The 24,106-nt window shown below is 59.8% G+C and carries 19 protein-coding genes; 3 read left to right on the forward strand and 16 right to left on the reverse strand.

All coding sequences use genetic code 11. The features are described 5' to 3' along the window. On the forward strand, positions 1-1,273 hold a 1,273-nt coding region (locus CMG77_RS08365), incomplete at its 5' end, for a S8 family serine peptidase (RefSeq protein WP_286904086.1). Between the two features lie 83 nt (positions 1,274-1,356). On the opposite strand, the gene CMG77_RS08370 is transcribed toward CMG77_RS08365, so the two are convergent. The 3 genes from CMG77_RS08370 to modB form a co-directional block, all read right to left on the reverse strand. After that, entirely contained in the window at positions 1,357-3,399 is a 2,043-nt protein-coding gene (locus CMG77_RS08370; protein WP_286804160.1) for a hypothetical protein, read from the reverse strand. Positions 3,400-3,494: 95 nt separating this feature from the next. Further along, the gene (gene modC / locus CMG77_RS08375) at positions 3,495-4,580 is read right to left on the reverse strand and encodes a molybdenum ABC transporter ATP-binding protein (RefSeq protein ID WP_286904088.1); all 1,086 of its coding nucleotides are present in this window, start codon (positions 4,578-4,580) and stop codon (positions 3,495-3,497) included. After that, positions 4,577-5,350 carry a molybdate ABC transporter permease subunit gene (gene modB / locus CMG77_RS08380; RefSeq protein ID WP_353743468.1) on the reverse strand — a complete coding sequence of 258 codons (774 nt, stop codon included), beginning with the start codon at positions 5,348-5,350 and terminating at the stop codon, positions 4,577-4,579. Before modB ends, modC begins: the two co-directional genes overlap by 4 nt. 604 nt (positions 5,351-5,954) lie before the next feature. Here modB and CMG77_RS16175 point away from each other — a divergent pair. Further along, positions 5,955-6,467, forward strand: coding sequence for a GGDEF domain-containing protein (locus CMG77_RS16175; RefSeq protein WP_502691802.1), 513 nt, complete (start codon positions 5,955-5,957; stop codon positions 6,465-6,467). On the opposite strand, the gene modA is transcribed toward CMG77_RS16175, so the two are convergent. From modA to CMG77_RS08440, 11 genes are all read right to left on the reverse strand, one after another. Then, on the reverse strand, positions 6,464-7,186 hold the full coding sequence (gene modA, locus CMG77_RS08390; RefSeq protein ID WP_286804156.1) for a molybdate ABC transporter substrate-binding protein: 723 nt from the start codon (positions 7,184-7,186) through the stop codon (positions 6,464-6,466). The two genes, CMG77_RS16175 and modA, sit on opposite strands and share 4 nt — an antisense overlap. 64 nt (positions 7,187-7,250) lie before the next feature. Next, on the reverse strand, positions 7,251-8,696 hold the full coding sequence (locus tag CMG77_RS08395) for a substrate-binding domain-containing protein (protein ID WP_286804155.1): 1,446 nt from the start codon (positions 8,694-8,696) through the stop codon (positions 7,251-7,253). A gap of 91 nt (positions 8,697-8,787) precedes the next feature. Beyond that, positions 8,788-9,477: a polysaccharide deacetylase family protein gene (locus CMG77_RS08400; RefSeq protein WP_286804154.1), complete on the reverse strand. Its 690-nt coding sequence runs from the start codon at positions 9,475-9,477 to the stop codon at positions 8,788-8,790. A gap of 5 nt (positions 9,478-9,482) precedes the next feature. Then, entirely contained in the window at positions 9,483-10,658 is a 1,176-nt protein-coding gene (locus CMG77_RS08405; RefSeq protein WP_286804153.1) for a glycosyltransferase, read from the reverse strand. A gap of 13 nt (positions 10,659-10,671) precedes the next feature. Beyond that, positions 10,672-11,745, reverse strand: coding sequence for a sulfotransferase (locus tag CMG77_RS08410; RefSeq protein ID WP_286804152.1), 1,074 nt, complete (start codon positions 11,743-11,745; stop codon positions 10,672-10,674). A gap of 67 nt (positions 11,746-11,812) precedes the next feature. Continuing rightward, the gene (locus CMG77_RS08415) at positions 11,813-14,374 is read right to left on the reverse strand and encodes an EAL domain-containing protein (protein ID WP_286804151.1); all 2,562 of its coding nucleotides are present in this window, start codon (positions 14,372-14,374) and stop codon (positions 11,813-11,815) included. Positions 14,375-14,613: 239 nt separating this feature from the next. Next, complete coding sequence (locus tag CMG77_RS08420) at positions 14,614-15,252, reverse strand: RpiB/LacA/LacB family sugar-phosphate isomerase (protein ID WP_024461856.1); 639 nt, start codon at positions 15,250-15,252, stop codon at positions 14,614-14,616. Positions 15,253-15,443: 191 nt separating this feature from the next. Then, positions 15,444-17,237 (reverse strand): fasciclin domain-containing protein, encoded by a 1,794-nt coding sequence (locus CMG77_RS08425; RefSeq protein WP_281273560.1) that lies wholly within the window; start codon positions 17,235-17,237, stop codon positions 15,444-15,446. A 235-nt stretch (positions 17,238-17,472) separates the two neighbouring features. Further along, positions 17,473-18,567, reverse strand: coding sequence for an ABC transporter substrate-binding protein (locus CMG77_RS08430; protein WP_286804150.1), 1,095 nt, complete (start codon positions 18,565-18,567; stop codon positions 17,473-17,475). Positions 18,568-18,572: 5 nt separating this feature from the next. Further along, positions 18,573-19,838, reverse strand: coding sequence for a coiled-coil domain-containing protein (locus CMG77_RS08435; RefSeq protein WP_286804149.1), 1,266 nt, complete (start codon positions 19,836-19,838; stop codon positions 18,573-18,575). A gap of 9 nt (positions 19,839-19,847) precedes the next feature. Next, on the reverse strand, positions 19,848-21,962 hold the full coding sequence (locus tag CMG77_RS08440) for a BCCT family transporter (RefSeq protein ID WP_286804148.1): 2,115 nt from the start codon (positions 21,960-21,962) through the stop codon (positions 19,848-19,850). 204 nt (positions 21,963-22,166) lie between these two features. On the opposite strand from CMG77_RS08440, the gene CMG77_RS08445 reads away from it, so the two are divergent. Beyond that, on the forward strand, positions 22,167-23,048 hold the full coding sequence (locus CMG77_RS08445; RefSeq protein ID WP_286804147.1) for an ion transporter: 882 nt from the start codon (positions 22,167-22,169) through the stop codon (positions 23,046-23,048). Positions 23,049-23,071: 23 nt separating this feature from the next. Here CMG77_RS08445 and CMG77_RS08450 read toward each other — a convergent pair whose 3' ends face one another. Further along, entirely contained in the window at positions 23,072-23,425 is a 354-nt protein-coding gene (locus CMG77_RS08450) for a DUF1622 domain-containing protein (protein ID WP_286804146.1), read from the reverse strand. 70 nt (positions 23,426-23,495) lie between these two features. After that, positions 23,496-24,086: a GFA family protein gene (locus tag CMG77_RS08455; RefSeq protein WP_353743469.1), complete on the reverse strand. Its 591-nt coding sequence runs from the start codon at positions 24,084-24,086 to the stop codon at positions 23,496-23,498. Positions 24,087-24,106: the final 20 nt, after the last annotated feature.

The following is a 24,106-nucleotide window of genomic DNA, read 5'->3' on the forward strand; positions in this document are numbered from 1 at the left end:
CGAACCCGAACCCGAACCCGAACCCGAACCCGAACCCGAACCCGAACCCGAAGTCAGTGTGACCGAAAAGGCAGAGTCAACGTCAAGCGATCGCGAGGAACCGGAAGCCGCCGAACCGGAGCCCACTCGACCGCCAATCCAGCGCGGTGGCAGTCTCCTCGGGCGCGCACCGCCGCCACCGCCGCCGGTGCCACCCCCAGCACCATCAAACGATCCCGTCCCCCCGGCCCCGGACTCGCTACCCTACGAGCCGGGCGAATTACTTTTGGTGAGTGCGGATATGGCCGAGGCGCAATCGGCGGCCCGGCAACTTCAAAGCTACCAACTGCGGGTCAAATCCCGTCAGCGCCTGGACAACCTGGGCCTGGTGATCAGCGTTTTCCGTCTGCCTCCGGGGACCGACACACCCGATTTGGTCGCTCAGGTGCAAGAAGACCTGCCGGATCTGGACCTGGACACCAACCAGCGCTACCAGTTACTCAACGCCCGGCGCCGCTACGCCCAGCAGATGATCGCCTGGCCAGAAGATACCAGCGCCTGCAGCGGTCAATTCCGCATTGGCATGCTCGATACCCCCGTCAATGACCAGCACCCTGCCCTGACGGACAGCCAACTGACCCGACGCAACTTTGTGCGCGGCACCTCGGCCGAAGCACTGCACGGTACCGCGGTTGCCAGTCTGTTGGTGGGAAGCGTCAACTCGGAAACCCCGGGTCTGCTGCCCGGCAGCACCTTGTGGGCCGCCGAAGTGTTCCGCCAGCGAGGAGAGCGTACCGACACCAGCACCGAAATTCTGCTATCCGCGCTGGACTGGTTGGTCAGCCAGGAGGTACAGGCCATCAACCTGAGCCTGGGCGGTGAGCGCAACCGGGTGTTTGAACTGGCCCTGGAAAAATTGCTCGGCAGCCAGATCCTGCTGATTGCCGCCGCTGGTAATCAGGGGCCGGAGGCACCGCCAAGCTTTCCCGCCGCCCAGCCCGGTGTGATCGCCGTAACCGCCGTGGACGCCGCCGAGCGCCTGTACCCCGATGCCAACCGGGGCGATTACATCGATCTGGCCGCACCGGGCATGGAGATCTGGGCCGCCGATGGCGAGACGTCCGGGCGCTATCACACCGGCACTTCCTTCGCCGCGCCGCTGGTCACAGCCGCCTCTCTTTTGGCCCAACAGCAAGGTGCGGACCTGATGGCAGCGGTCAAAGACCTGGGGCCCACGGGGCGGGATGATCGTTTTGGCCGAGGGTTGGTGCAGGTGGGAACCTGGTGTAACTGACGCGCCATTGATGTAGACCTGCTCTTCCATAAAAAAGCCGGCTGCGAGCAGCCGGCCTGAAGATCAAAGGTTGTGGTTTCGGGTTACTGGGGGCAGTTTACGCCACCGACGGCATCCGAACATTGCAGCTCCAGTTCAATCATCTCATCGTCGGTCAGGGAACCATACTGGGAGAAGGTGTAGGCCGTGGACCCATCATCGCCGGTGACCATCACCTGTACCCACTCGTTTTCGTCAGCCAGACCTTCCGGGAATTCCAGAGTGACCGAATCACCCAGCGCTACCGCTTCGAACTCACCCAGCTCGACATAACCCGCGCGGTTGCCCTCCAGGAAAGCATCGATATCACAGCTGGTTGCCGAGGTGTCCGGACCGTTGATGCAGGAAATTTCGATGCTCTGCGCTGCGGGACCCTGCACCACGGTTTCATCCAGCACCACCGCGACGCTACTGACCAGGCTGGTTTCCATGCTGCCGGCCATGGTGACAAACTGACCATTCTGGCTGAAGGCGCCATTGGATTCGGCTGTCCACTGGAGCAGAGTCGCCTCAGCGGGAACCGCTACTGCCAGGCTGTCCTGAATCAGAATATCGGTATCGGTGAACACCGTGCCATCGGACAAGGTAGCGGTGATATCAACGGTGCAGGGAATGGACACGCCGGACTCACCCAGGCACTGAACCTCTACTTCATCAATCGGCGTGATCGCGAGGGCCACATCCACGTTTCCGGTTATGCCGGATGTTGCCGTACCTTCGGCGATGACTTGTTGACCACCCACGCTGATCGGAAAGGGGGTTTCCGCAGTCCAGGTCAACTCGCTGTTCTCATCCAGATTGTCCCAGCCGGTAACAATGGTGGCACCTTCCGCCGGAACAGATTGAGTCAGGGTTTCAGTACCATCGGTCAGGGTCACCTCGCAGCCCACGCCGGTGCCGTCCGGCAATTCACAGCGCACCACATTTTCACTGCTCGGGTCTTCCAACTCGATAATGACATCGGCGGACATATCGGTGGTTTTCTCGCCGATCAGACCAGTGTCGGACGTCGCGTACCAGTCAATGGTGGCACTGTTGGGCATATTGATGATGGTGGAGCCACCTTCGGGCAGGTAACCGTTGCGGGTAAACACCGAGCCGTCATCCAGCGTTACGCCGGCACTGATACCGCAGGGAATGGCCGTGCTGTCACTCAACCGACACTCGACATTGATGCTGCCGCCGTTTTCGAATTTGAAGTCCCAGTTCCAGGTGGAGAAGTGACTCACTTCAGCGTAGACCGCCAGCCCCACCGGTGAGGTGGCCGAGGCAACCACGGTGCCAATAATGGAATCGTCTTCAATCCACAGGCCCTGGTCTTCGTCAAAGTGCCACATGGGAATGGTGCTGCCGATCGACAGTGGCTCATTGTTGATACTCGCCACCGGTAGATCCATCTGGATCTCGGCGGTGGTGTTGGGTGCGATCTGCAGGTAATCACCCTCGGCGTTGTGCACGTCCACGGTAATCATACCGGCGCTGATCAGCTCGACCGATTCACCGCCGGCATCGGTGGCTTGACCATTGGCGGGCATGGCATTGAGCTCATCGCTGGTGATATCCCAGGGAGTAATCTGAACCGTGGCTTCACCGGAGGCGGGTTCGCCATCGGGAGTGACAAAGGCGTTGGCCGGGAAGGTCACCCGGGCGCCAAGATCCACAGCGCTCAAAGTGCGGGCCGCTTCAATGTCATCCACCGGCAGCGTCTGTTTTACCGGCACCATCCGAATGGGCATGATGCCGTCTTGCTCGCCGCTGACTCGCAGCACCTGCGGTACAAAACCATCGGCTTCGGCGCGCACCCGATAGGATGTCTGGCTCTCCGGACTGAACTCGACGCGACCGGAAACATCGCTCTGCGCACTCTGCTCATCCAGAGTCACGGTGACATCCGACAGACGTGCACCGGTGTGCGTCTGAATCATAAAACTCAGATCAACGGTTTCCGGGGTCGGCTCTGGGTCCGGCACAACGGGATCTGGCGCGGCGTTGTTATTGCTTCCACCGCAGGCAAACAGGCTGCCCGCCAGCAACGCAACTGAACACGCTTTCAGGCAGGATTGGGTTTTGGATTGGAGTGTGGTCATGGTGATGTCCTCTTCGGTTATTAGCGCACCGTAATCAACACAAGGCGCTTCCGAAGAGGTAGTTGCACCTCACTCCATAGCGGTTCAAAAAAAATTTACAACAAGGCGGCGGTTTTGATCTGGGCGTACACCGTCTGGCCCCCAGAGAGCGCGAGATCATCGGCGGACTTGCGGGTGATTCGGGCGAGCAGTGGCTGGCCCGAGCAGTCCAGATGCACGGTTACGCGGGTGTTATCGTAAGGTTCGATATTCACCACTCGCACCGGTAGGCAATTGAGAATACTGGTGTCCCGGGCCTGACTCAGGGTCAGGCTCACATCCCGGGCCGCCACCCGCAGGCGCACACTCTGCCCTTCCGAACGGGGCTGCCGGGCCAGCGTGAGGGTGCCGCCATTGAGCGCGACACGGGTCAACGCATAGTGCTCATCGTGCGCCGCCACCGTGCCGGACAACACCGCCGCGGCATCGTCGGCCCGGGCCAGGGGCAGGTCCGCCCGGGTCATCAGCTCCGCCAGCGGCCCCGCCGCCAGCACCCGACCCCGCTCCATCAGCACCAAATGATCCGCCAGGCGCGCCACTTCCTCCGGGGCATGGCTGACGTACAGCACCGGAATCTCAAGGCGATCGTGCAGTGTTTCCAGATAGGGCATGATCGCCTGCTTGCTGGTCGGATCAAGGGCCGCCAGAGGCTCATCCATCAACAACAGCTCGGGGCTGGTGGCCAACGCTCGGGCGATAGCCACTCGCTGACGTTCACCACCGGACAAACCGCTGACCGGCCGATCGATCAGGGGGGCCAAGCCGAGCCACTCGATCAACTCTTCCTGCGACAAGTGCCGCTCAGCCGCCGGGGTGCGCCTCCATCCGTACTCCAGATTGCCGCGCACCGATAAATGTTCGAACAGGCTCGGCTCCTGAAACACATAGCCCAGGCGCCGCCGATGGGTGGGCAGGAACTGCGCCCCGTCCTGCCAACAACGCTCGCCCAGATGGAGGCGTCCACCCGGCGTTTTGTCGAGCCCCGCCACCGCCCGCAGCAAGGTGGTTTTCCCGCACCCGGAGGGACCGACGATGCCGGTTACGCCCCGCCCCGGCAGGCGCAGGTCCACGGCCAGCTCNAAGTCACCCCGACGGACCTGAAAGTGCAGGGCCAACCCTTGGGTATCCGATGTTGTCGTCATCCTCGATTCACCAGGCTCAAGTGTCGATTGAAACCGTACACNGNCAGCAGCAGCACAAACGACAGGAGCANCAGCCCGCCGGANAGGACATGGGCACGGGCNTAGTCCAGACTCTCCACGTGGTCATAAATGGCGATGGACACCACCTGGGTCTCCCCNGGAATATTGCCGCCGATCATCANCACCACACCGAATTCCCCCAGNGTNTGGGCGAAGCCGAGCACGGCCGCGGTCANAAATCCGGANCGCGTGAGCGGTACCACCACGCTGAAAAAGCGNTCCCAGAANCCGGCACGCAAGGTGGCCGCCACTTCCAGNGGACGTTGCCCCAACGACTGAAACGCGCCGGCCAGNGGCTGCACCACGAAGGGCAGCGAATACACCACCGAGCCNATCACCAGCCCGGTNAAGNTAAACGCCAGNGAGTANCCGCCAAACCANTGGGCCACNTGCCCNANGGGNCCNGAAGGCCCCAACAGCAACAATAAATAGAAACCNAGNACNGTCGGAGGCAGCACCAGCGGCAGGGCCACCATGGCCTCCACCAGAAACCGGAAGCGCCANCGGCTGCGCGCCAGCCACCAGGCCAGGGGTGTCCCGACGATCAGCAGAATAACAGTGGTGATGGCAGCGAGTTTGAGGGTTATCCCCAGGGCCACCCAGTCGGCGCTTTGAATCATGCAGCAGCTCTGTCTGTCNATTGATGACGGCCACTTTAGCACGGACCGGGCGTTTGCAAAGCCAGTGCAGACAGGCATGACAGGACTCATTCGCTGANCTAGGCTNNATANTGGAGCTCAGCAAACTGATGATANTCGCGCCANCTCAACCCGGTTGCANTTGATGAACNTATTTGAAAGTCAGGCCCAGGCCCAGAACGTCGACAAGGACCGGCGGCAATACATCCTGTCGTTTGTGAGTTATATATCCGGCACGGTGATTCTGCTCTACGGCCTGCCCCACCTGATNTCCGGCAATGTGGCNCTGGCGTCCCTGCTGCTCGGCACCTCNCTGACGTTTCTGCTCACCGTCGCNTACTACCATCGCACCGGCGACATTGACCTNGCCTGCAANNTTGAAGCNGTGNTGGTGGTCGGTTTTGTGCTGGCGCTGATCTACCACGGTGGNCATGAGAATACNGCCCTGTACTGGATATTTCCCTTCCCGGTGATACTGTTCGGGCTACTGGGGGTACGNAATGCCCTGATCGGCAATACTCTGGTCCTGCTTGCCATTGCGGTGATGCTGTTCACGCCGGACTGGATTCACGCGNAGTACCGGCCCGAGGAAACNACCCGGTTTTTTGCCTCGCTGGTGATCATGGTGATCGCCGCCGGAATCAATGATTATTTCCGCGANCGCAGTCATCACAAAATGAGCGCACTNCAACTNTCCCGCGAGCAGCAGGCCAACACCGANCCGCTCACCCTGCTCCCCAACCGGCGCTTTATCGATGCCAGCCTGGAACCTCGNTTGAANCAGACTCCCGACGAGTTTCTGCCNCTNGGTNTGGTGATGTGCGATATCGATCATTTCAANCAGCTCAATGACCAGTTTGGTCATCAGGCCGGAGACGATGTNCTCAAAGAGGTGGCCCGCCTGTTCCGCAAGACCTTGCGCCGACAGGACGTCGCCTGCCGCACCGGAGGCGAGGAGTTTCTGATCTTTCTGCCCCGAACAGAGCTGACGGATGTGCGCATTGTGGCCGAGAAGGTACGAGCCAAACTGGCGAACACCGTTTTCCCCATCAAAGGCGCTCCCCACAGGGTCACCGCCAGCTTCGGCACGGCGGTCTGTCACAGCNCCGGTGAACTGAGCGCCACTGTGGAGTGTGCGGATGAGCGGCTTTACAACGCCAAAAAGGCCGGGCGCAACCGGGTGGCTTAGCGATACCCGCCCTCGCGAATGAGGGTGCGCGCGGTATCGCTTTGNAGAAATCGGAGGAAGGCGCGGGCCGACGGCGTGTCACGCAGCAAGATCGCCTGCTGGGCAATGGGCTGGTAGTGGGTTTCGGGCACGAGCCAATAGTGGCCCTGCGGACGGGTTTGCCACTGGGACAAGGCGATAAACCCCAGGCCCGCATTGCCCGTCGCCACAAACTGGTAGGCCTGGGCAATATTCTCACCCCGCACCGCCCGGGTGCCCACGGAGTCCCATAGCCTCATCGCCTCCAGGGCCTCTTGAGCCGCCCGACCGTAGGGCGCCAAGCGCGGGTTGGCCAGCGCAATACGGCGCGCCTGCTTCAGGGACTGCACTGGATCGGCAATCTCGCCGGTGGGGCTCCAGAGCACCAGGACGCCCATGGCATAGGTAAATCGGGTACCGGGCACGCCGACACCTTCGGTCTCCAGGCGCTGTGGCCGGGTCTCATCGGCCGCCAGAAACACATCAAAAGGCGCGCCCTGGCGAATCTGGGCGTAGTGCTTGCCGGTGCTGCCGTAGGACAGGCGCAGTTGATGCCCGGTATGTTCGGTGAAGGCGTCGGCCAGTGGTTCCATGACCCCGGCAAAGTTGCTTGCCACCGCCACTCTCACCTCGGCCGCGAGCGCGGGCATGGCCAGAAATACGACAATAAGCGACAAAAGCCAATGCGTTGGCCTGGGCATAGGGATCTCCCGATGGATGAATCAGGATTCTACCATCGGGTGGCTGCCCGCCGTGAAGTGTCGGTTACTGAGCGCGCCCGGGCCAGACACTGGACACCGCCTCGGAATCGGGCGAAGCTCGCTGCTCCAGCAAGCTGGATTTGGCACCGTTCACTACCGTCGAGACCGCGGGATCAAACAACCAGACTTCCACCCGCTGGTTTTTGATTCGCCCGGCCTCCTGACTGTCGGCCACCGGCAGATCATCGCCAAAACCCACCACCGAGGCAGCGTGAATGTCGTGGGCCCGCAGCGCCGACTTGACCCGTAAGGCCCGCATACGGGACAGAATCAGCGCACGCTCTTCGGACTGCTGACCATCCCCAAAGCCGATCAACTGCAGCTGCAGGTGGCGATTCTCCGGCCGGCTCATAAACTGGCGCAGCCGTTCGACATCCCACCGGGCTTTGTTGTCCAAGCGTGAACTGCCGGCATCAAAGCGAAAGTTGATGGACAGGCGCTCGCCGTGGCGAACCAGCTCACTGTATGCCGGCGGTGCATCGGGATGAAGAGTCGGCTTCAGACTCACGGGATTCTGGGACACAAAGCCCACCTGCGCGACCCGATGCTGTCCGGCCTCACTCTGGGCAAACCCGATAAACTCCTGCACCAGGGGCGGCGTCTGGCCCGGGAGGGTGTACAGAAACAGGCGCCGGGACAGCGCGTAGTCTTCAGTGGCCACGTACAGCGGCTCCGGGCCCAGGGGGCTGATGCCATCCTGGGAGACGCTGACCGGTTTGGCCTGACGGACCGAGGCCAGACCCACAAAGCCGATGGCCCCCGGGTCCGCCGAGACCGAATCGGAGAGCCGGTCATTGGACTCAAAGCGGCGCGCCTGGGCATTCAGCGAGTAATCGCCCTTGAGCACCATACTCTTGAAGCTGTCCCAGGTACCCGATTTGTTGTCCCGGGCATAGAGGCTGACCGGCCGATTCGGCCCACCCAACTGCGCCCAGTTGCGAATCTCGCCCGAGAACAGGCGGGCTATTTCGGTGACCGTCAGCGCCTCCAGCGGGTTGCTGGGGTGAACAATGACCGCGAGCCCGTCGATCGCCACCACATGCTCGGCGTCAAAGTGGCGCATCGCACCAAAATCCGCGAGCAGCGTCTGTTCCGAGGCTTTGATGGGACGGGACGCCATGGCGATCTGCGCCTCACCGGAAGCAAGGCCGCGCATGCCGGTACCGGAACCATGGGCGGCCACGTCGATATAGACGGTCTGGCCGGCCACCCGGCCCTCGATCCGGTATTCGTTAGGCTCGGTGCGAGCTCGAATGCTGACCTCGGTTGCGCCCTTGGCAACCAGATAATCTTTGGCGAGACTGGGGGCCAGGCTGGCGCCAATGGTATTGGACCCGTGCAGACTGAACAGCAGGCCACTCTCTCCGGAGGCAAACGGCGTGATCGCCGCCATGGCACCGCACGACAACAACCAGACTGACACGACCCAGGTCAAACAACGCAGTCTCATACACGGACTCCCTTTGAATACAGGCGCGCCAGCATAGAGATCCTTTGTTACGACTCTGTGACGCTCGTCGGCGCACTATGAGCGAGGCGGATCAGAACAGCGTCCGGTAATCGATACAACGGGTCAGAGGCGCAAGCGTCTGGCTCAGATCCCCGGCCAGGTGCAGCTCGGCATCGCCCGGGTGCAACGCAATGCGCAACGGGTGGCGTTCACTGGTGAACCCCCGGTTGCAGCGATTCCAGAACCGCAGCCCCAGGGCCCGCAGCGGGGTATCGGCCTCGAACCCCACCAGCGGTAATCGCCGCCGCACGCCGGTGGCGGTGTGGAGGAGCCCCGAGGCGGTTTCCACATAGGTAAAGGGCGACTCGGCCAGATCCTCACCCCTGAGCTCTCCCAGGGCCCAGGCCGGCGGAACATACAGCTCCGGCGGGGCCAGTCGATGACGGGCAAACCAACGGTGGTTATCGGCCAGCAGTGCCCTGAGCGCGGCGCGCGGCTGACTCAGATGCTCGGCCGCCTGGCGGGAAATCAGGTGGGCGTGACAGCGGTGATACCAGCCCCGGACCCGCTCGGCCCGATGAAACCAGCCGTGTCCCGCCAGCTCCAGCCCCCTGGACTGCCAGCAACCCAGGCGGGCCAGATCTCCGGGGCGCCAATCCCGCCCCGGTACCACCAGTAACACGGTACCGGGCCGGGCCGACACCGGCACCATGGACAGCAGTGCCTCCACCCGATCCAGGGTCTCCGGCATCACATCGTGGATGGATAACAACGCTTCCACGGCCGTCAGTCCAGCACGGAGGCGACCGCGGGCGGCGGAACGGACGGTAGCGTCGAGCGCTGGGCCACGGTATGGGTCAGCAGCTCACACCAGTGCGCGAGGCAGCGTTCATTGAGCGCACTGGCCACCTGCGCGGCGGTGCAGGCCCGCTGCCGGCGCTCGGCGGGGGTGCGGGCTCGCAGTTGGGTCAGCGCCTCGGCCGCACTCTGTGACGGGTCGATGATGGTCAGCCCGGGGCACAGGTCGGGCCACTGGGTGATACCACAGCCGGAGGACACCATGACCAACCGCTCCCGCACCATGGCCTCCAGCGCGATGGTGCCAAAGGATTCAAAGTGTGAGGGCAACAGCAGCAGGTCGTGGTCATCCACTTCCGCCCGCAGCGCCTCGCGATCGAGCCAACCCAATAAGCGCAGGTTCGGGCAGGCACGGGCGGCGTCCGTCAGCTCGCGACGCAGCGGCCCGTCGCCGGCAATACTGAACACCATATCCCGGTGCACCCGGGCGGCTTCGATGACCGCGGTGAGGTTTTTCTCCGCGGCCAAGCGGCCGGCAAACAGGACGCGACGCAATTGGCCGCCGTAGGGGCGACGGGGTGTGCAGGCAAACTCCGCCGAAATCGGCGTGCCGATCAATCCGGTAGAGGGCGCCCCCATCCGCTGGGCCAGCTCCAGCATATTCCGGGAATTGCCCAGCACCGAGCGGGACCGGGCAAACAGGTAGCGGTGGGAGCGATCGAACAGCCGGTGGACCAGCCGGCCCCGCCAGGAGCCCTGCCAGTAGAGTTCAGTCAATTGCTCAAAGGCGGTGTGAAAGCCCGCGAGTACGGGAATCCCCAGGGATTTCGCCAGGCGCGCCCCCAACAGCCCATAGGGCCCCGGCGTGGCCACAATCATCACCTGAGGCGCGAGCTCCCGAAGCGCCTGCCGGAGCGCCCAGGGATTGGGAATGCACAGCTTCTGGGTACGGTCACCGGGCAGCGGCAAGGCCAGCCCCGCGCGCCATCGGCCCCCTTCCACCCGGGGCGAAAACAGCACAATGCGCTCCAGCTCCGGTGCCAGCTGCTCCATCAGATCCTGATAGTAAGCACCCACTCCGTTTCGACCGGGGGCGGCGTCGGATACGACCGCCACCCGCAGGGCCTCGGGCAACAGTAAAGGGTGGCGCGGTTCAGGGCTCATAGGACGACTCCGCTCATGGGTGAGGCCAGACAGACACAAAACGTTGACGAATACCGGCCTCACTCAGGCCGAACTCCGCCAGATCATAGCGGTGACCCGGACCGGCATCGCGGCGCGATTCGTCACTAAGTGCGACGGCGCCCCCTGAAGGCAAAGGCTGGCCGAGAAACGCGTAGAGTCGGAACCACCCCCGGGTATCCAGCCGCGAGAGTTCGGCCAGCGGCAGAATCTGCACCCAGGGTGCCCCGCGCAATGCCAGAACCCGGCGGTAATAGCCGTGCAGCACGGTAATCATCCGCTCGCTCAGCTCCGGTGCGACGGAATCGCCGCCCCACAGACGCAGCACCGGGCGCAACGCACTCAACTGGGAGGGCACCGCCTCCTCCGGGCGACGCACACAGGCAATAAAGCGGGCGTCGGGAAACGCGGCGCGCAAGTCCTGAATCCAAGGCGTAAAGGAAGGGTTTTTACTCAGCAGTCGCTTATCGCGGCCGTTAAAGTACAGGTGCCGCTGCAGGCAGCGCCGATAGAACGCCAGCATTGCGCGGCGCTCCGGGGCCGGCACCGCGTCATCAAAAAAGGCCAGACGCCAGTAGCGCTCCGCCCCTGGGCACAGCAACGCCGGCAGAAAACAGCCCCCCCGGTACAACAGCAACAGAAAATCTTCCTCCGGCTCCTGCCAAACCAACCGGTGCACTCGATCCATGGCTGCCCAGCGCCAGCGCCCGATCCAGCGCCGCAGCGGCGCCAGACACCAACCGACGAAACGCCAGAAATAGCGCTCGGAAATCGACGGCGCAAGCAGGCACTCCCACAGCGTCAGGGTCGTGAACGCCGGATCGTCCGCCAGGCGCCGCTGCAGAAAGGTGGTGCCACTGCGCGGCACGCCCACGATAAACACCGGAGCGCGCACGGCGACACGGCGGTAGCCGCGAAACAGCAGCTCATCGAGCAGGAAACCGAGGGCGTGGCAGAGAAACAGCAGACCGCTGCCCAACCAGAGCAGCAACAGTAGGGGCCAGCGCCACCAGCAGGCGCGCCAACCGTTGGCGGGCAGTGCTCGAAGCAGGTGCCCACCCAATCTCATCCAGGCCATCATCAGGTGCATGGCGCCTATGCAACCGCACTAGCATGACAATCCAATGACAGCGGTGTTAATTGAGTGGGGTGACGGCCAGTCGCTGGTCTTTGCGCCACTGCTCCAGCGGTGCGGGCTTACCGTACAGGTAACCCTGCAGAAAGGTGCAGCCGAGGGCTTCCAGACGTTTGGCCTGGGCCTCGGTTTCCACGCCCTCGGCGAGCACCTCCAGATCCAGGCTCTGGCCGAGGGCAATGATGGTGCGGACAATGGCCTCGTCGTTCGGATCGGTCAGCAGATCCCGGACGAACGACTGATCCACTTTGAGCAACTGCAGTGGCAATCGCTTGAGGTAACTCAGGGAGGCATAGCCGGTCCCGAAATCATCCAGCGCAAACCGTATGCCGTGGGCCCGCAGGCTTTCCATCCGCTCGATCACCTGGTCCAGTTCATCGATCAACAGGCTCTCGGTCACCTCCAGCTCCAACCGCTCCGGGGGGCACCCCGAGGCTTCCAGGGTGTTTTCCAGGTGATCCACAAAGTTGGGGTGGCGGAACTGCGCCGGGCTGATATTGACCGCCAGGACCACGCCTTTGAGCAGCTCATCCCCCTGCCAATCCGCCAGGTAGGCACAGGCCTGCTCCAGCACCCACTCCCCCAGAGGCACAATCAGACCGGTGCTCTCGGCCAGAGGAATGAACTCGGCCGGGGAGATCATCCCCAGCTCGGGATGCTCCCAGCGGGCGAGCGCTTCCATGGCCACCACCTCGCCGCGCGTGTTGACCTGCGGTTGCAGATGCAACGCCAGGCGGCGCGATTCGATGGCCTGACGCAGCGCCCCTTCCAACTGAGTACGCCGATTGATCGCCACCTGCATCGCCGGATTGAAAAACTGCAGCCGGTTGTGACCCAGTCGTTTCGAGGCCTGCAGCGCCAGATCCGCGCCCTTGAGCAGAGTGTCGGTGTCCTCACCGGCATCGGAAAACAGGGCAACCCCCAGACTCACGCTGATCACATAGGGGGCGCCGCCAAGCTCAAAGGGCTCGGCCAGGGCGGTCAGCCATTCATCGGCCAGGTTACGCACCGCCACAACGGCCCGGTCCGGCTGCAGCGCCAGGTCCTCCAGCAGCACCACAAATTCATCGGCGCCGAAGCGCGCCAGGGTGTCGGTGGCGCGCAACTTGCGCTGAATACGCTCCGCCACCGCGCACAGCAGCTGGTCGCCGGCATCATGTCCCAGGGAGTCATTCACACTTTTGAAGTTGTCCAGATCCAGCAGGACCAGGGCCCCGTCGTAGCCGGTGCGGGTACTGCTGAACAGCCCGTGCCGGACCCGATCAAGCAGCAACCGCCGGTTGGGCAGGCCCGTCAGGGCATCAAAAAACGACAATTGGTGAAGCTGCTCCTGGATATGGCGATGTTCCGTAATATCGGTGGATATGCCGCACAGCGCGTAGATATCGCCGGACGGCGTACGCAACGGCAACTTTTCCGAAAGAAACACACGGGACGTTTCACGGCCTTTAACCCGGCTCACCTCTTCATTGGAAAATCGCTCGCCACGCAGTAACACACGACTGTCATTTTCTTTTAGCAGGCGAGCAGTCTCCGCATCGAAAAAGTCTTCATCTCGATTGCCAACAATAGCGTCTGGTGGGGCACCCAACAGGTCAGCGACTTTCTGATTGACATACTGGTAGCGCAAATCCGTTCCCTTGATATAGATATGCGCCTGCACACTGTTGAGAATGGTGCTCAGCTTCTGTTCGCTTTTCTGCAGTTGCTGCGTCTGGCGCTGCACCTGACGGCGCAACAGCGCACTGAACAGCAGCGCGGCCAACAGCATGGCACTGAGACCGGCCAGGCTCCACCAAAGCCAGGTCGGCAGAGGCCCGGACTCCCGCTGGGGCTCCCAGCGACGCAGCGTTTCGAAATACAGGGACCCCGGATCATTGCGCCATAGGTCCAGATAGTCATCGATGGTGGTCAACACCTTCGGCAGTCGCCCGGGGGTCACCGCGTAATACAGCCGGCTGGGCAAAAACACCACCGGCGCCCGCACCAGGTCGGTTCCCTGGGCTCGCTGATCGCCATAGAACTGATTCGCCGCCACCGCATCGGCTTGCTGGTCCAGCACCGCCTGAAAGCCCGCCTCCAGGCTGTCCACCAGCACCCACTGGACCGGCAGCTCCATGCTTGAGAAGAACGTCATCAGATAATCGTGCTGCACCGAGCCCTGGAGCACCGCCAGCCTCCGCCCCTGTAACTCCAGCAAACTGGTGGGTTGCTCCGTCCCGGCCGCGACATAGATCTGGGACCAGCTCAGGAGCGCGGGAATCTCATGGAAATCAAACCGCGTGGCCCGCGAGGGGGTCAGAGCCACATCCGGCATCAGGTCGATTTCACCGTTGGCCAGGGCGCTCAGGCAAGCCTGCCAGAGACAGGCCACCGGCTCGAGTTGCCAGCCCTCCTGCTCGGCGATATGAAGCAGCAGATCGCCGAGAATGCCCGAGGGCTCACCGGTTTCACTGAGGAAAATTTTGGGGGGATTTTCGTACACGCCAACCCGCAGGTGTGGCGCTTCTGGCTCACTGCGGGACTCCGCGGCCATCACCGGCAAGGCAACAACGCAGGCCAATAGGAGCAGCCCTGCCCGCCTGCCCCACCGCCGGGGCATCGCCAAACCAACGTTACCTAGTCGCAAACGAGGAGTCCTTACCGCCGATGAATGAGGTCGCCCGGAACCCCGGGCGACGCTATGCGATCAGCCTTAGTTATAGCAGAGACACAGGGGCAGGTCTCGTTGATTTTGGCGATAGGCACAAAAAACCCCACGCAGTGGTGGGGTTTTTTGGTTCAGCGAGCCGGATGTTTCAATCAGGCATCGAGCACACTGCGCACGTAATCGGCCAGCGCCTGATCCTGACAGTGCTCGAAGAAGCACGCCTGGAAGCGCTCGCCGGTCACGGCGGTTTTGACCAGTTCCTGATCCAGGGCCTTCAGGCCGTCCAGGTAATCCTTGGACATGGCATCTTTTACGCCATCCAGAATGTGGGCGTTCTGCACCTGGCTCTCTTTGCGCTCGGGCGGGTAGCCCTGGCCTTTCTCGCCGGTGAAGGCCTTTTCGAAAATGTAGCGGCAGTTCAGCTCGGCACCCCAGCCAAAGCCTTTGGCAAACGGCAGTGCCAGCGCGTTGCCGTTGTTGATCTGGGCAAACAGGTAGGCATCAGAGGGGTCGATGCAGTAGCCGCAGACCACGCCCGGGTGCGCGTTCAGGGACATCAGGGCGCCCTGCCCGGTGCCGCAACCGCTGATCACGAAATCCACGGCTTTGGAGTTCAGCAGCAGACCGGCCATGATACCCAGGTGGATATAGGTCAGGCGGTGGTCGTTATCGCCGTTCATACCCACGTTGAACACCTGATGGCCCAGGTCATCGGCCACGGCATTCAGTTGCTCCAGCACAATCGGGTTCTTGCCCGCTTGGCTGAATTCGTTCATCAATGCAATTTTCATATCACTCGTTCTCCCAAAGAAATCAATCATCAATACAGCGTTTACGTTTTTATTTGTACGACATTATACGCTCTGAGCTGCGGTATCGTCCAATCGCCAGCAGGGACCATAAAAAAAAACCCCGGTATCTCGCGATACCGGGGCCAAGCACGTTTCCGATGCCCGCCTTCTCAGGCGGGCATCTCCCAGCACTACTGAGCCGGAGGCATAATCACAGTGTCAATGACATGGATCACACCGTTGGTGGTGTTGATATCCGCTTCGGTGACATTCGCACCACCGACCTGCAACATACCATCCACGATTTCCACGCTAATGTTGTTGCTTGCCGCTGTCTCCACGGTAGTACCGTTGAGCGTGTAGGCCGTTACGGAATCTACTGCAGCGCCACTGACCACATGAGACAGCAATACTTCAGTAAGCGCCTCCTGATCGGCCAACAGCGCATTCAGGTCTTCTTCCGGAATTTTGTCGAATGCAGCGTTGGTCGGTGCGAACACGGTAAAGGTCGCGTCCGGGTCGTCCAAAGTCGCTACCAGGTTTGCCTGCTGAAGCGCAGTCACCAACGTGGAGAAGCGATCCTGTGCGACTGCAGCCCCTGCAATGGTTGCATCGACAGTCTGAGGCGCCGGCGGCATCATCACTTTATCGATCACGTGAATCACACCGTTGTCGGCCAGAACGTTGGCGGTAGACACGGTAGAAGTGTTGATCAGCAGACTCTCTCCTGACAAGGACAGACCGGCGCCATCACCATTGGCCATCTCTACCACGGAGTCATTGCTTTGAGCGACGCTGATGGCGGCATCAGCCAGAATCGGATCGCCGGCAATCACGTGGTACAGCAGGATGTCAGACAGAGTGTCGGTGTCTGCCAAGAGGGCATTGATGGTGTCGTCACCCAGCTCGGCAAAGGCGGCATCGGTCGGCGCAAACACGGTGAAAGACGAATCCAGGTCGGCCAAAGTGGTATCCAGACCTGTCGCCTCCAAAGCCGCGATCAGCGTTTCGAAGTTACCCGCGTCACTGGCCACATCAACAATGGACATGGGCGGAGCCGGCAATTCAACGTCGCCGACGATCACAGAATCGATTACGTGAATCACACCGTTGCTGGCGTAAATGTTGGTCATGGACACCACGGAACCACCTACGGTCAGCATACGGCTGTCGTTAATGGCGACGGGTATTTCCGCTCCACCCAGTGTTTCAACACTGGTGCCGTTTGCGGCGTAAGCACCCACGTTATTCACTTCGGCACCGGAGACCACATGCTGGCTCAGAACTGCGGTCAGCGCTTCTTCGTCATTCAGCAGGGCCTGAAGGTTCTCTTCACCGACGGCTTCAAACGCCGCATTGGTGGGAGCAAATACCGTGAAGGTTGCATCCGGGTCGTCGAAGGTGGGGACCAGACCGGCGGTATCAAGAGCCGTTACCAGAGTTGACAGACTTTCGGTAGCGACCGCCAGGTCGGCAATGGTCTGCTCGCGATCACCGTTTTCTTCCGGTGGCATCAGCACCGCGTCAATGACATGAATCACGCCATTGTCGGCTTCCACATCCACCATGGTCACCAGCGACAGATTGACCAGCAGGTCTTCGCCCCAGAGGGACAGACCGACGCTATCACCGTTGGCCATTTCCACGGTGGTTCCCGCGGCGGCCACGGCACCGGTCGAATCCACTTCAGCACCGGAAATTACGTGGTAAAGGAGAATGTCCGAGAGGGTGTCGGTGTCTTCCAACAAAGCGCTGATGGTTTCTTCACCGAGCAAAGCAAAGGCATCATCGGTGGGGGCAAACACCGTGAATTCGCCTTCTGGATCGTCGAGGGTTTCGTCCAGACCGGTTGCCTCAAGGGCGGCGACCAGCGTGGTAAAATTACCGTTGTCGACGGCAACGTCAACGACGGTATTCACTTCCGGTTCGGGCTCCGGCATCGGAAGCGGATCGTCATCATCACTGCCACAAGCTATCAAGCTCATAGACAGACCCAATATTCCCGTATATTTCAATAACGCGTTCATGGTGTTAGCTCCTGATTGTTAGCATTACTGTTGAACTACGTTGCGCTATACGGGGGGATTTTTTTTCAGGATCACAAATAAAACGCGAAAAGATTAAATATTGATCAAAGGGATGTTTTTGACGACAGATAGATTATTTCGGTGCAAGAGTGGCGGGGAAAGTGGCACCACATGAGGTGCCACTATCAGTACTCTATCGAGGAAGGGACTTGGGAACCATCACCGGGCGCTCGGCCCAGCGTTCAAAGCGCGGGGCAATGCGGTCCAGGTTGTCCGACCACCAGTGGGCATCAAGCTCGATCGCGGTTTTCAGGTTCTGCTCCGAGGTAGGCAGCCGCTTGCGCAACTCGGGTTCCAACAAAGCCAGCGAGGACTGACGAACCGGTCCGTAGGGGATGTAACGCGCCTGGGCGGCCAGACTTTCTGTGGATGTGGCGTACTTCAAAAAATCCATGGCCTGTTCGGTATTGCGGCCGTGCCGGGGTATGCCCCAGACATCGTAAAACCAGACCTGATGGTCCCAGACAATCTCCAGTGGTTCACCCCGTTGCACGGCGTCGTCCACCCGCCCGCTGTAAACCGAGGACATCACCACCTGGCCGGTTTCCAGCAGGCGTATTGCCTCTTCACCTTCTTCCCACCATTCAATGTAGGGTTTGATCCGGTTCAGAACCGTGAACGCTCGATCGACACCGGCTTCGGTGGACAGCACCTCATAAACGTTGCCCCGGGGAACGCCGTCTGCAACCAGTGCCCATTCCAGGTTCCCCTGGGGGCTGCGGCGCAGGCCGCGTCGCCCGGGAAACTGTTTCAGGTCAAAAAAGTCTTCCAGGGTTTCGGGGCCTTTTTCAAACCGCTCCCGATCGTAACTGACCACCGTAGAGCCCACCACGTTACCCACGCCACAGGGCATCAGACTGACATTGATGAAATCCTCACTCGCCGGTGTACCATCCGGCGCGGCCGGCAGGCTCTCCGGGTCAATGGGTTCAAGCAGGCCTTCTTCACAGGCACGAATGGCATCGAACAATTCCAGGTCCACCACATCCCACTTCACATTCCAGGCGCGCACCTGGCGACGGATTTCCTCGATGCCCCCGGTGTACTGAATCACATTGACCCGGGCACCGGTCTCATCCTCATAAGGACGAATGAAACCGAGGATCTGACTTTTCACATAGGCCCCGTCCCAGGACACGACATTCAGCTCATCCCGGGCCGCCGTCTCAAACGCAAACAGGGACAGGGTCAGCGCCATGACGGACGTTATCTTAAATCGCTGTCTCATAAAGCTCACCAGTAAAAACCGATATTAACGTTAAAACGGCCATGCCATTCGTCTTCACCGCCACCGGCCAGAGAACCGTTATCGAAGTAGGCCATATTGTTTGCGAGAATATAGTCCACATAACTGAACAGGGGGCCACTGCCGATGGCACAGCCGGTGGTGTTGATCTGCGAATCCAGAACGCCGGCCCGGCCTTTGTAAAGCCGGGAGTAATCGTTGTAGCAGGTAATGCTGTCCACACTCTCCCACGGCGACGGCACATTGTAGGCCAGGTTGGCGACCAGTATATCCGCCTCGCTGGCAATGTCGTAGGTGCCGGCAAAGGCCCCGACGGTCACTACGCTGTTGTCCACACCCGCCGGGTTGACCGGATCATACTGGTAGCTCATCCCTTTGAGCTGAAGGTTCCAGCGCCCGCAGCGGCTGTCCATATGCGCCGCCGCCGCCCACTGATCGCCACGCCGGTCGGTGGTGGCGTTGTACACTTCGCCGGCCTGTACGGACCCGCCCAGTTCCGTTTCGCAGGCGGTGCCCAGGCCAAAGGTATAGGCGGCACGACCGTTGAACTGGTTGACCTCCTCATTCTGCTGATCATCGGCGCGGATCAGGTCGAAGGAATAACGGTTGGGGTTGCTCGCATCATTGAGCTCTTCGTTTTTGTAGAACGCGAGATGCCAACTCCAGGGGCCATCGGAGCTCTGGTATTTCACGCCCATGTCGTAATCATCCCCAAGCCCCACATAATAGGGAACGCCGAACCAAGCGTTGTGGGCGGGGTATGGCAGCAGACCGAAGGGCACCCGATGGACACCAAACTGAAGCTGGCTTTCGTCTTCGAATTCGTAGCCAATCCAGCCGTGGTGCAGGGTGTGCATATAGGAGTAGTAGCGGTACTCGGCCGAGATCAGGATGTTGTCGATCTCCCCGTCCACGTTCAGGCGAAACACATCCAGCCCGCTCTCGCCGCGCTTACCATCGGAGCTGTCCACAAAATCCCGGTGCACGAGGTTAAAGCGCAAAGCGCCCCCGACATGCACCGCCGGTTCCGATGCACTCGCTTGCTCCCCTGAGCCGTCGGACATGTCCCCCAGATCGCGAACCGAGTCGCTGCGGACCGATTCCTCTTCGAGCTGCTCTACCCGCGCCTTGAGCCGATCGATCTCCTCGATCAGCGCCTCCACTTCAGGATCGCTTTGTGCCTGAGCAGTGCCGCTGAAGGACAAGGCGGCACACAGCGTGCCGAGTACAAACGGTTTTGAAGTCATCGACATACCCGCTCCTTATCCGTCCTGACGGGAGTCCGCATTGGATGACTGCTCAGAGCTCTGAACGCCGGGCTCCTCTTCCGGTGGCTCAGGCGGAGTACTGAGCAGGTCATCGTGCTCCTCCATCCGCCAGGGCAGGCTTCCCGGGGATATGTGCAGGAAGTGCAGGTGCTTCTCAAACTGGTCGAGAATATCGGTAATAATATCCTGCTGATCAAACCCATAAATATCGTAAAGCTGACCACCGCGGCGTAAAAACACTTCCGCCCGATAGTAGTGCCGTTGGGTCTCTTCATCCGGCATTTCCGGATAGGCGTAATCAGGCAGCAGATGTTCCAGCATCCGAATCTCGTAAATGAAATCCACCTGCTCCTCTTTGACCACCTTGAGGTAGAGGCGAAGGTGCTCTTCGTCCAAATGCGTTTCAGCGGACCACCCTTGCTTGGTCAGTTCACGCTCAACCCGATGCATGGCCTTGTTGACCGTGGTGGTCATAAACTCCCACACCTTCGCCTGATCCGGGAAGTTCACCAGACCAGCAAGGCGACGACGCCAGAGTCCTTTGCCGGAGGTCCCGGAAAAACGCTGTTGTACATCGGTTTTCAGGCTGCGGTGATGGTGCCCTTCAATCACCAGGGCGCGCCACATGCCCACCGCCGCAATGATCATGATGATGGAAAACGGCAGGGCACTGGCGATGGTCATGGTCTGCAAAGCACTCAGGCCACCCGCCAACAACAAGGCCGACGCCACCAACCCTTCCGACGTCGCCCAGAAGACTCGCTGCCAGGCGGGGGTATGAATGGCACCGCCCGAGGCCAGTGAATCAATAACCAGCGAACCCGAGTCCGACGATGTGACAAAGAAGGTGATGATCAGGATCACGGTAATAAAGGACACAATCGAGCTCAGAGGCAGCGCCTCGTATAACTTGAACAGCGCCGTGGCATGGTCCGCCTGCACATCGCCAATCAGCGTGGTATAGCCTTCATTCATGATCAGATTCAACGCGGTATCCCCAAAGACCGAGAACCACATGAACGTAAACACCGACGGCACCAGCATCACCCCGACCACAAACTGACGGATGGTTCGGCCCCGGCTGATCTTGGCGATAAACAGACCCACAAACGGCGCCCAGGCGATGGTCCAGCCAAAAATAAACAGCGTCCAGTTACCAATCCAGTCACTGCGGGAATAGGCCTGCAGGTTGAACGTCCGCTCGACGATGTTATTCAGGTAGCTACCCGTGTTCTGCAGAAAGGTTTCCAGGATGTGCACGCTCGGCCCGACGATAAACACAAAGATCATCAGCGACACGGCCAGAAGCATATTCAAAATAGACAGGCGTTTTACGCCTTTATCCATCCCCGCGACCACTGAAAATATGGCAAGGCAGGTAATTACCGCAATTGCAATAATCTGAACGGTTACACTTACCGGAATCTCTGGCCATAAATAGTTCATACCGGCATTGATTTGCGCCACCGATAAGCCAAGCGTGGTCGCAATACCGAACATGGTGCCGAGAATGGCGAACACATCCACCGCATGACCCATGGGCCCATAAATTTTGTCTCCGATCAACGGATACAGCGCGGAGCGAATCGACAATGGCAGACCATGACGAAAGGCAAAATACGCCAGCACCAAGCCTACCAGGCCATAAATCGCCCAGATGTGAAAACCCCAGTGGAAAAAAGCGATTTGCATAGCCTGTTTGGCTGAATTTACCGTTTCAGCCGCGCCTTCTGGCGGAGACGCAAAATGCAACACGGGTTCCGCCACACCAAAGAACAACAGGGCAATACCGTAGCCCGCAGAAAACAGCATGGCGAACCAGGCCGGGAAGCTATACTGAGGGTCAGCGTGATCCGGCCCCAGCTTGATGTGGCCCCACTTGGTCAGCGCCATACTGACGATGAACACCAGGAAAAACGCCACGGAAAGCATGTAGAACCAACCAAAGGTTTCCGTGATATAGCTGAGGGTGGTGGCGAAGGCCTTGCCGGCCAGCTCCGGGTTACTGATAGTGCCCACCACCAGCATGAGGATTACAATGACGGCGGGAATGAAAACCGGTATCAGGACCGTGGAGCCAACACCAGCCTTTGACGCATCTTGAGTCATGGGTTCATCCTTATCGTACGGTAAGTGACTACTTCGGCAGAAACAGCGCCGAACAGGTAAAATGAGTACGCAACCGGATTCAGTATAGACGCATTGTCAAGTGAGCGCAGACACGGAACCAACCCTACATACCTTTGGGCACCGCCGCGGGTAGTGCTATGCTGCCCTTCACGCTACGGAGCCCGTTTACAGGATAATCAGCCCATGTCGTCATTGCAGCCCGCCGATGTCGGAATCAGAACGCGCCTTTTCCAGATCATCTTTGAATCGGATACCCCGGTAGCCAAAGGCTTCGATATCTTACTGGCGATTCTCATCTTCATGAGTGTCGGCGTTATCCTGCTGGACAGTGTTCAGGAATATCACGAACGGTTCGGCACCCTGTTTTATTACACCGAATGGGTGATCACCTTACTATTCACTCTGGAGCTTGGGCTGCGCATCTATTGCCTGCATAAACCGCTGCTTTACCTGAAGAGCTTCTATGGCATCATCGACGTACTGGCCGTTCTGCCCACCTGGCTGATGCTGATTCTCCCCGGGGCTCAGACGCTGGTGGTCATTCGATTGCTACGAACACTACGGTTATTCCGGGTTCTGGAAATGATGGCCCTGGTGGGCCAGGGACGCTTACTGCTGGACGCACTGAAGCGCAGCCGGGGCCAGATAATGCTGTTCCTGTTCACCATCTTGATGTTGGTGACTATTTTTTCCACCTTTCTTTACCTGATCGAACCCCATGAGGCCGGATTTACCAGCATCCCCACCTCCATTTATTGGGGTATCGTCACCCTGACCACCGTCGGCTACGGCGACATCTCACCGGTCACCCCCTTGGGGCAGTTCATCTCCGTCATGATCATGCTCGCGGGCTACTCAATTATCGCACTGCCCGCCGGTGTATTTTCCGCCGAAGTCATTCGGTCACTGCGCGAGGACCGCTATTCCGATGAAGCATGCCCAGGGTGTGGAAAAAACCAGCATGAGCACGACGCCAAGTACTGCAAACACTGCGGCACCTGGTTGAATGAAGAGAAGGAAGAGCCAGACTCAGACACTGATAAGCGCCCGGCAGGCGCAGAATAAGCGCTCTGTAAACGACGCAGTTGTTACTCGCGCTTATCCTGCCAGGGCCATTTACCATACATTTCCACTTCAAGCGTAAAACTGAGGAACGTACGGATCAACACCACGATGGCCAGTACACCAATGGTCTCAAAGGTAAGCTCTACCGCCACCGTATAAATGATGTCTGAGGCGATCAGAAACTCAAGTCCAAGCAGTATACCCCGACCCAATAGTTGACGAAGCTCTTGGAAAATAAAATCCAGGCTCTCTCGCTTGAGCAATCTGAGTACCGCATTGAACAGTGCGTATAGCGCGAACAAGGCAATCGTTCCAATGCCTATCGCCTCAATGACCACTGCACACCAGGCCGCTACATCTGCTAGAAAATCGTCCACGTTGTCTCCCCCCTAAATGCCCCTAAACACTAACCGAGGTGCAGCTTCTATGATCCTACATGGTGGCGCCTCAACCAGGCAGCGACTCGAACGTTGGCAGCACCTCCAACTCTCTATCCCAAACCGCTTTGCTGGATGTAAAGATGTGAGCGGTTGGTTGTATAGACACTTCTGTATCTAAGCACCCGGCGGGAACAACGAGTAGCCCTGTGCCATCACTTATGGGCAGTGCTGAACCGCAAAGCTGACAGAAACTTTTGCTATGGCGAGTACCCTGAAGTCTAAAGGTCGTCACGGAGTCTGAACCCGATAACCAGGTCAGGCTGGCTGACAGCGAAAACAAGTTTGCCGCATGAGCTGATCCGGTATCCTTTTGGCAGTGCTTACAATGACACAGGTAAAAGCTGTCGAAGCCCCCTTGCACCTCAAACCTCACTGCGCCACACAGACACGACCCTTTATGCTTATTCATAGGATTTCCTTGTATGACCTGAAGGTGAAGAACACATATCGACCGCCATACTATCCCCACTACCTGAAGGGCTCTGATAATAAGGATTTCCATTGTTCTACTCGTATTCACACATAACGAGGCTGTAGAAAAACGATTCCCGGAAATCGCCTCTCTGGCGCCTCTCTTCAATTCATGTCTGGTTACCATTTAACCAGATCCGTTTACCA

The organism is Marinimicrobium sp., from assembly GCF_002695945.1.
GTDB classification, from domain to species: domain Bacteria; phylum Pseudomonadota; class Gammaproteobacteria; order Pseudomonadales; family Cellvibrionaceae; genus Marinimicrobium; species Marinimicrobium koreense.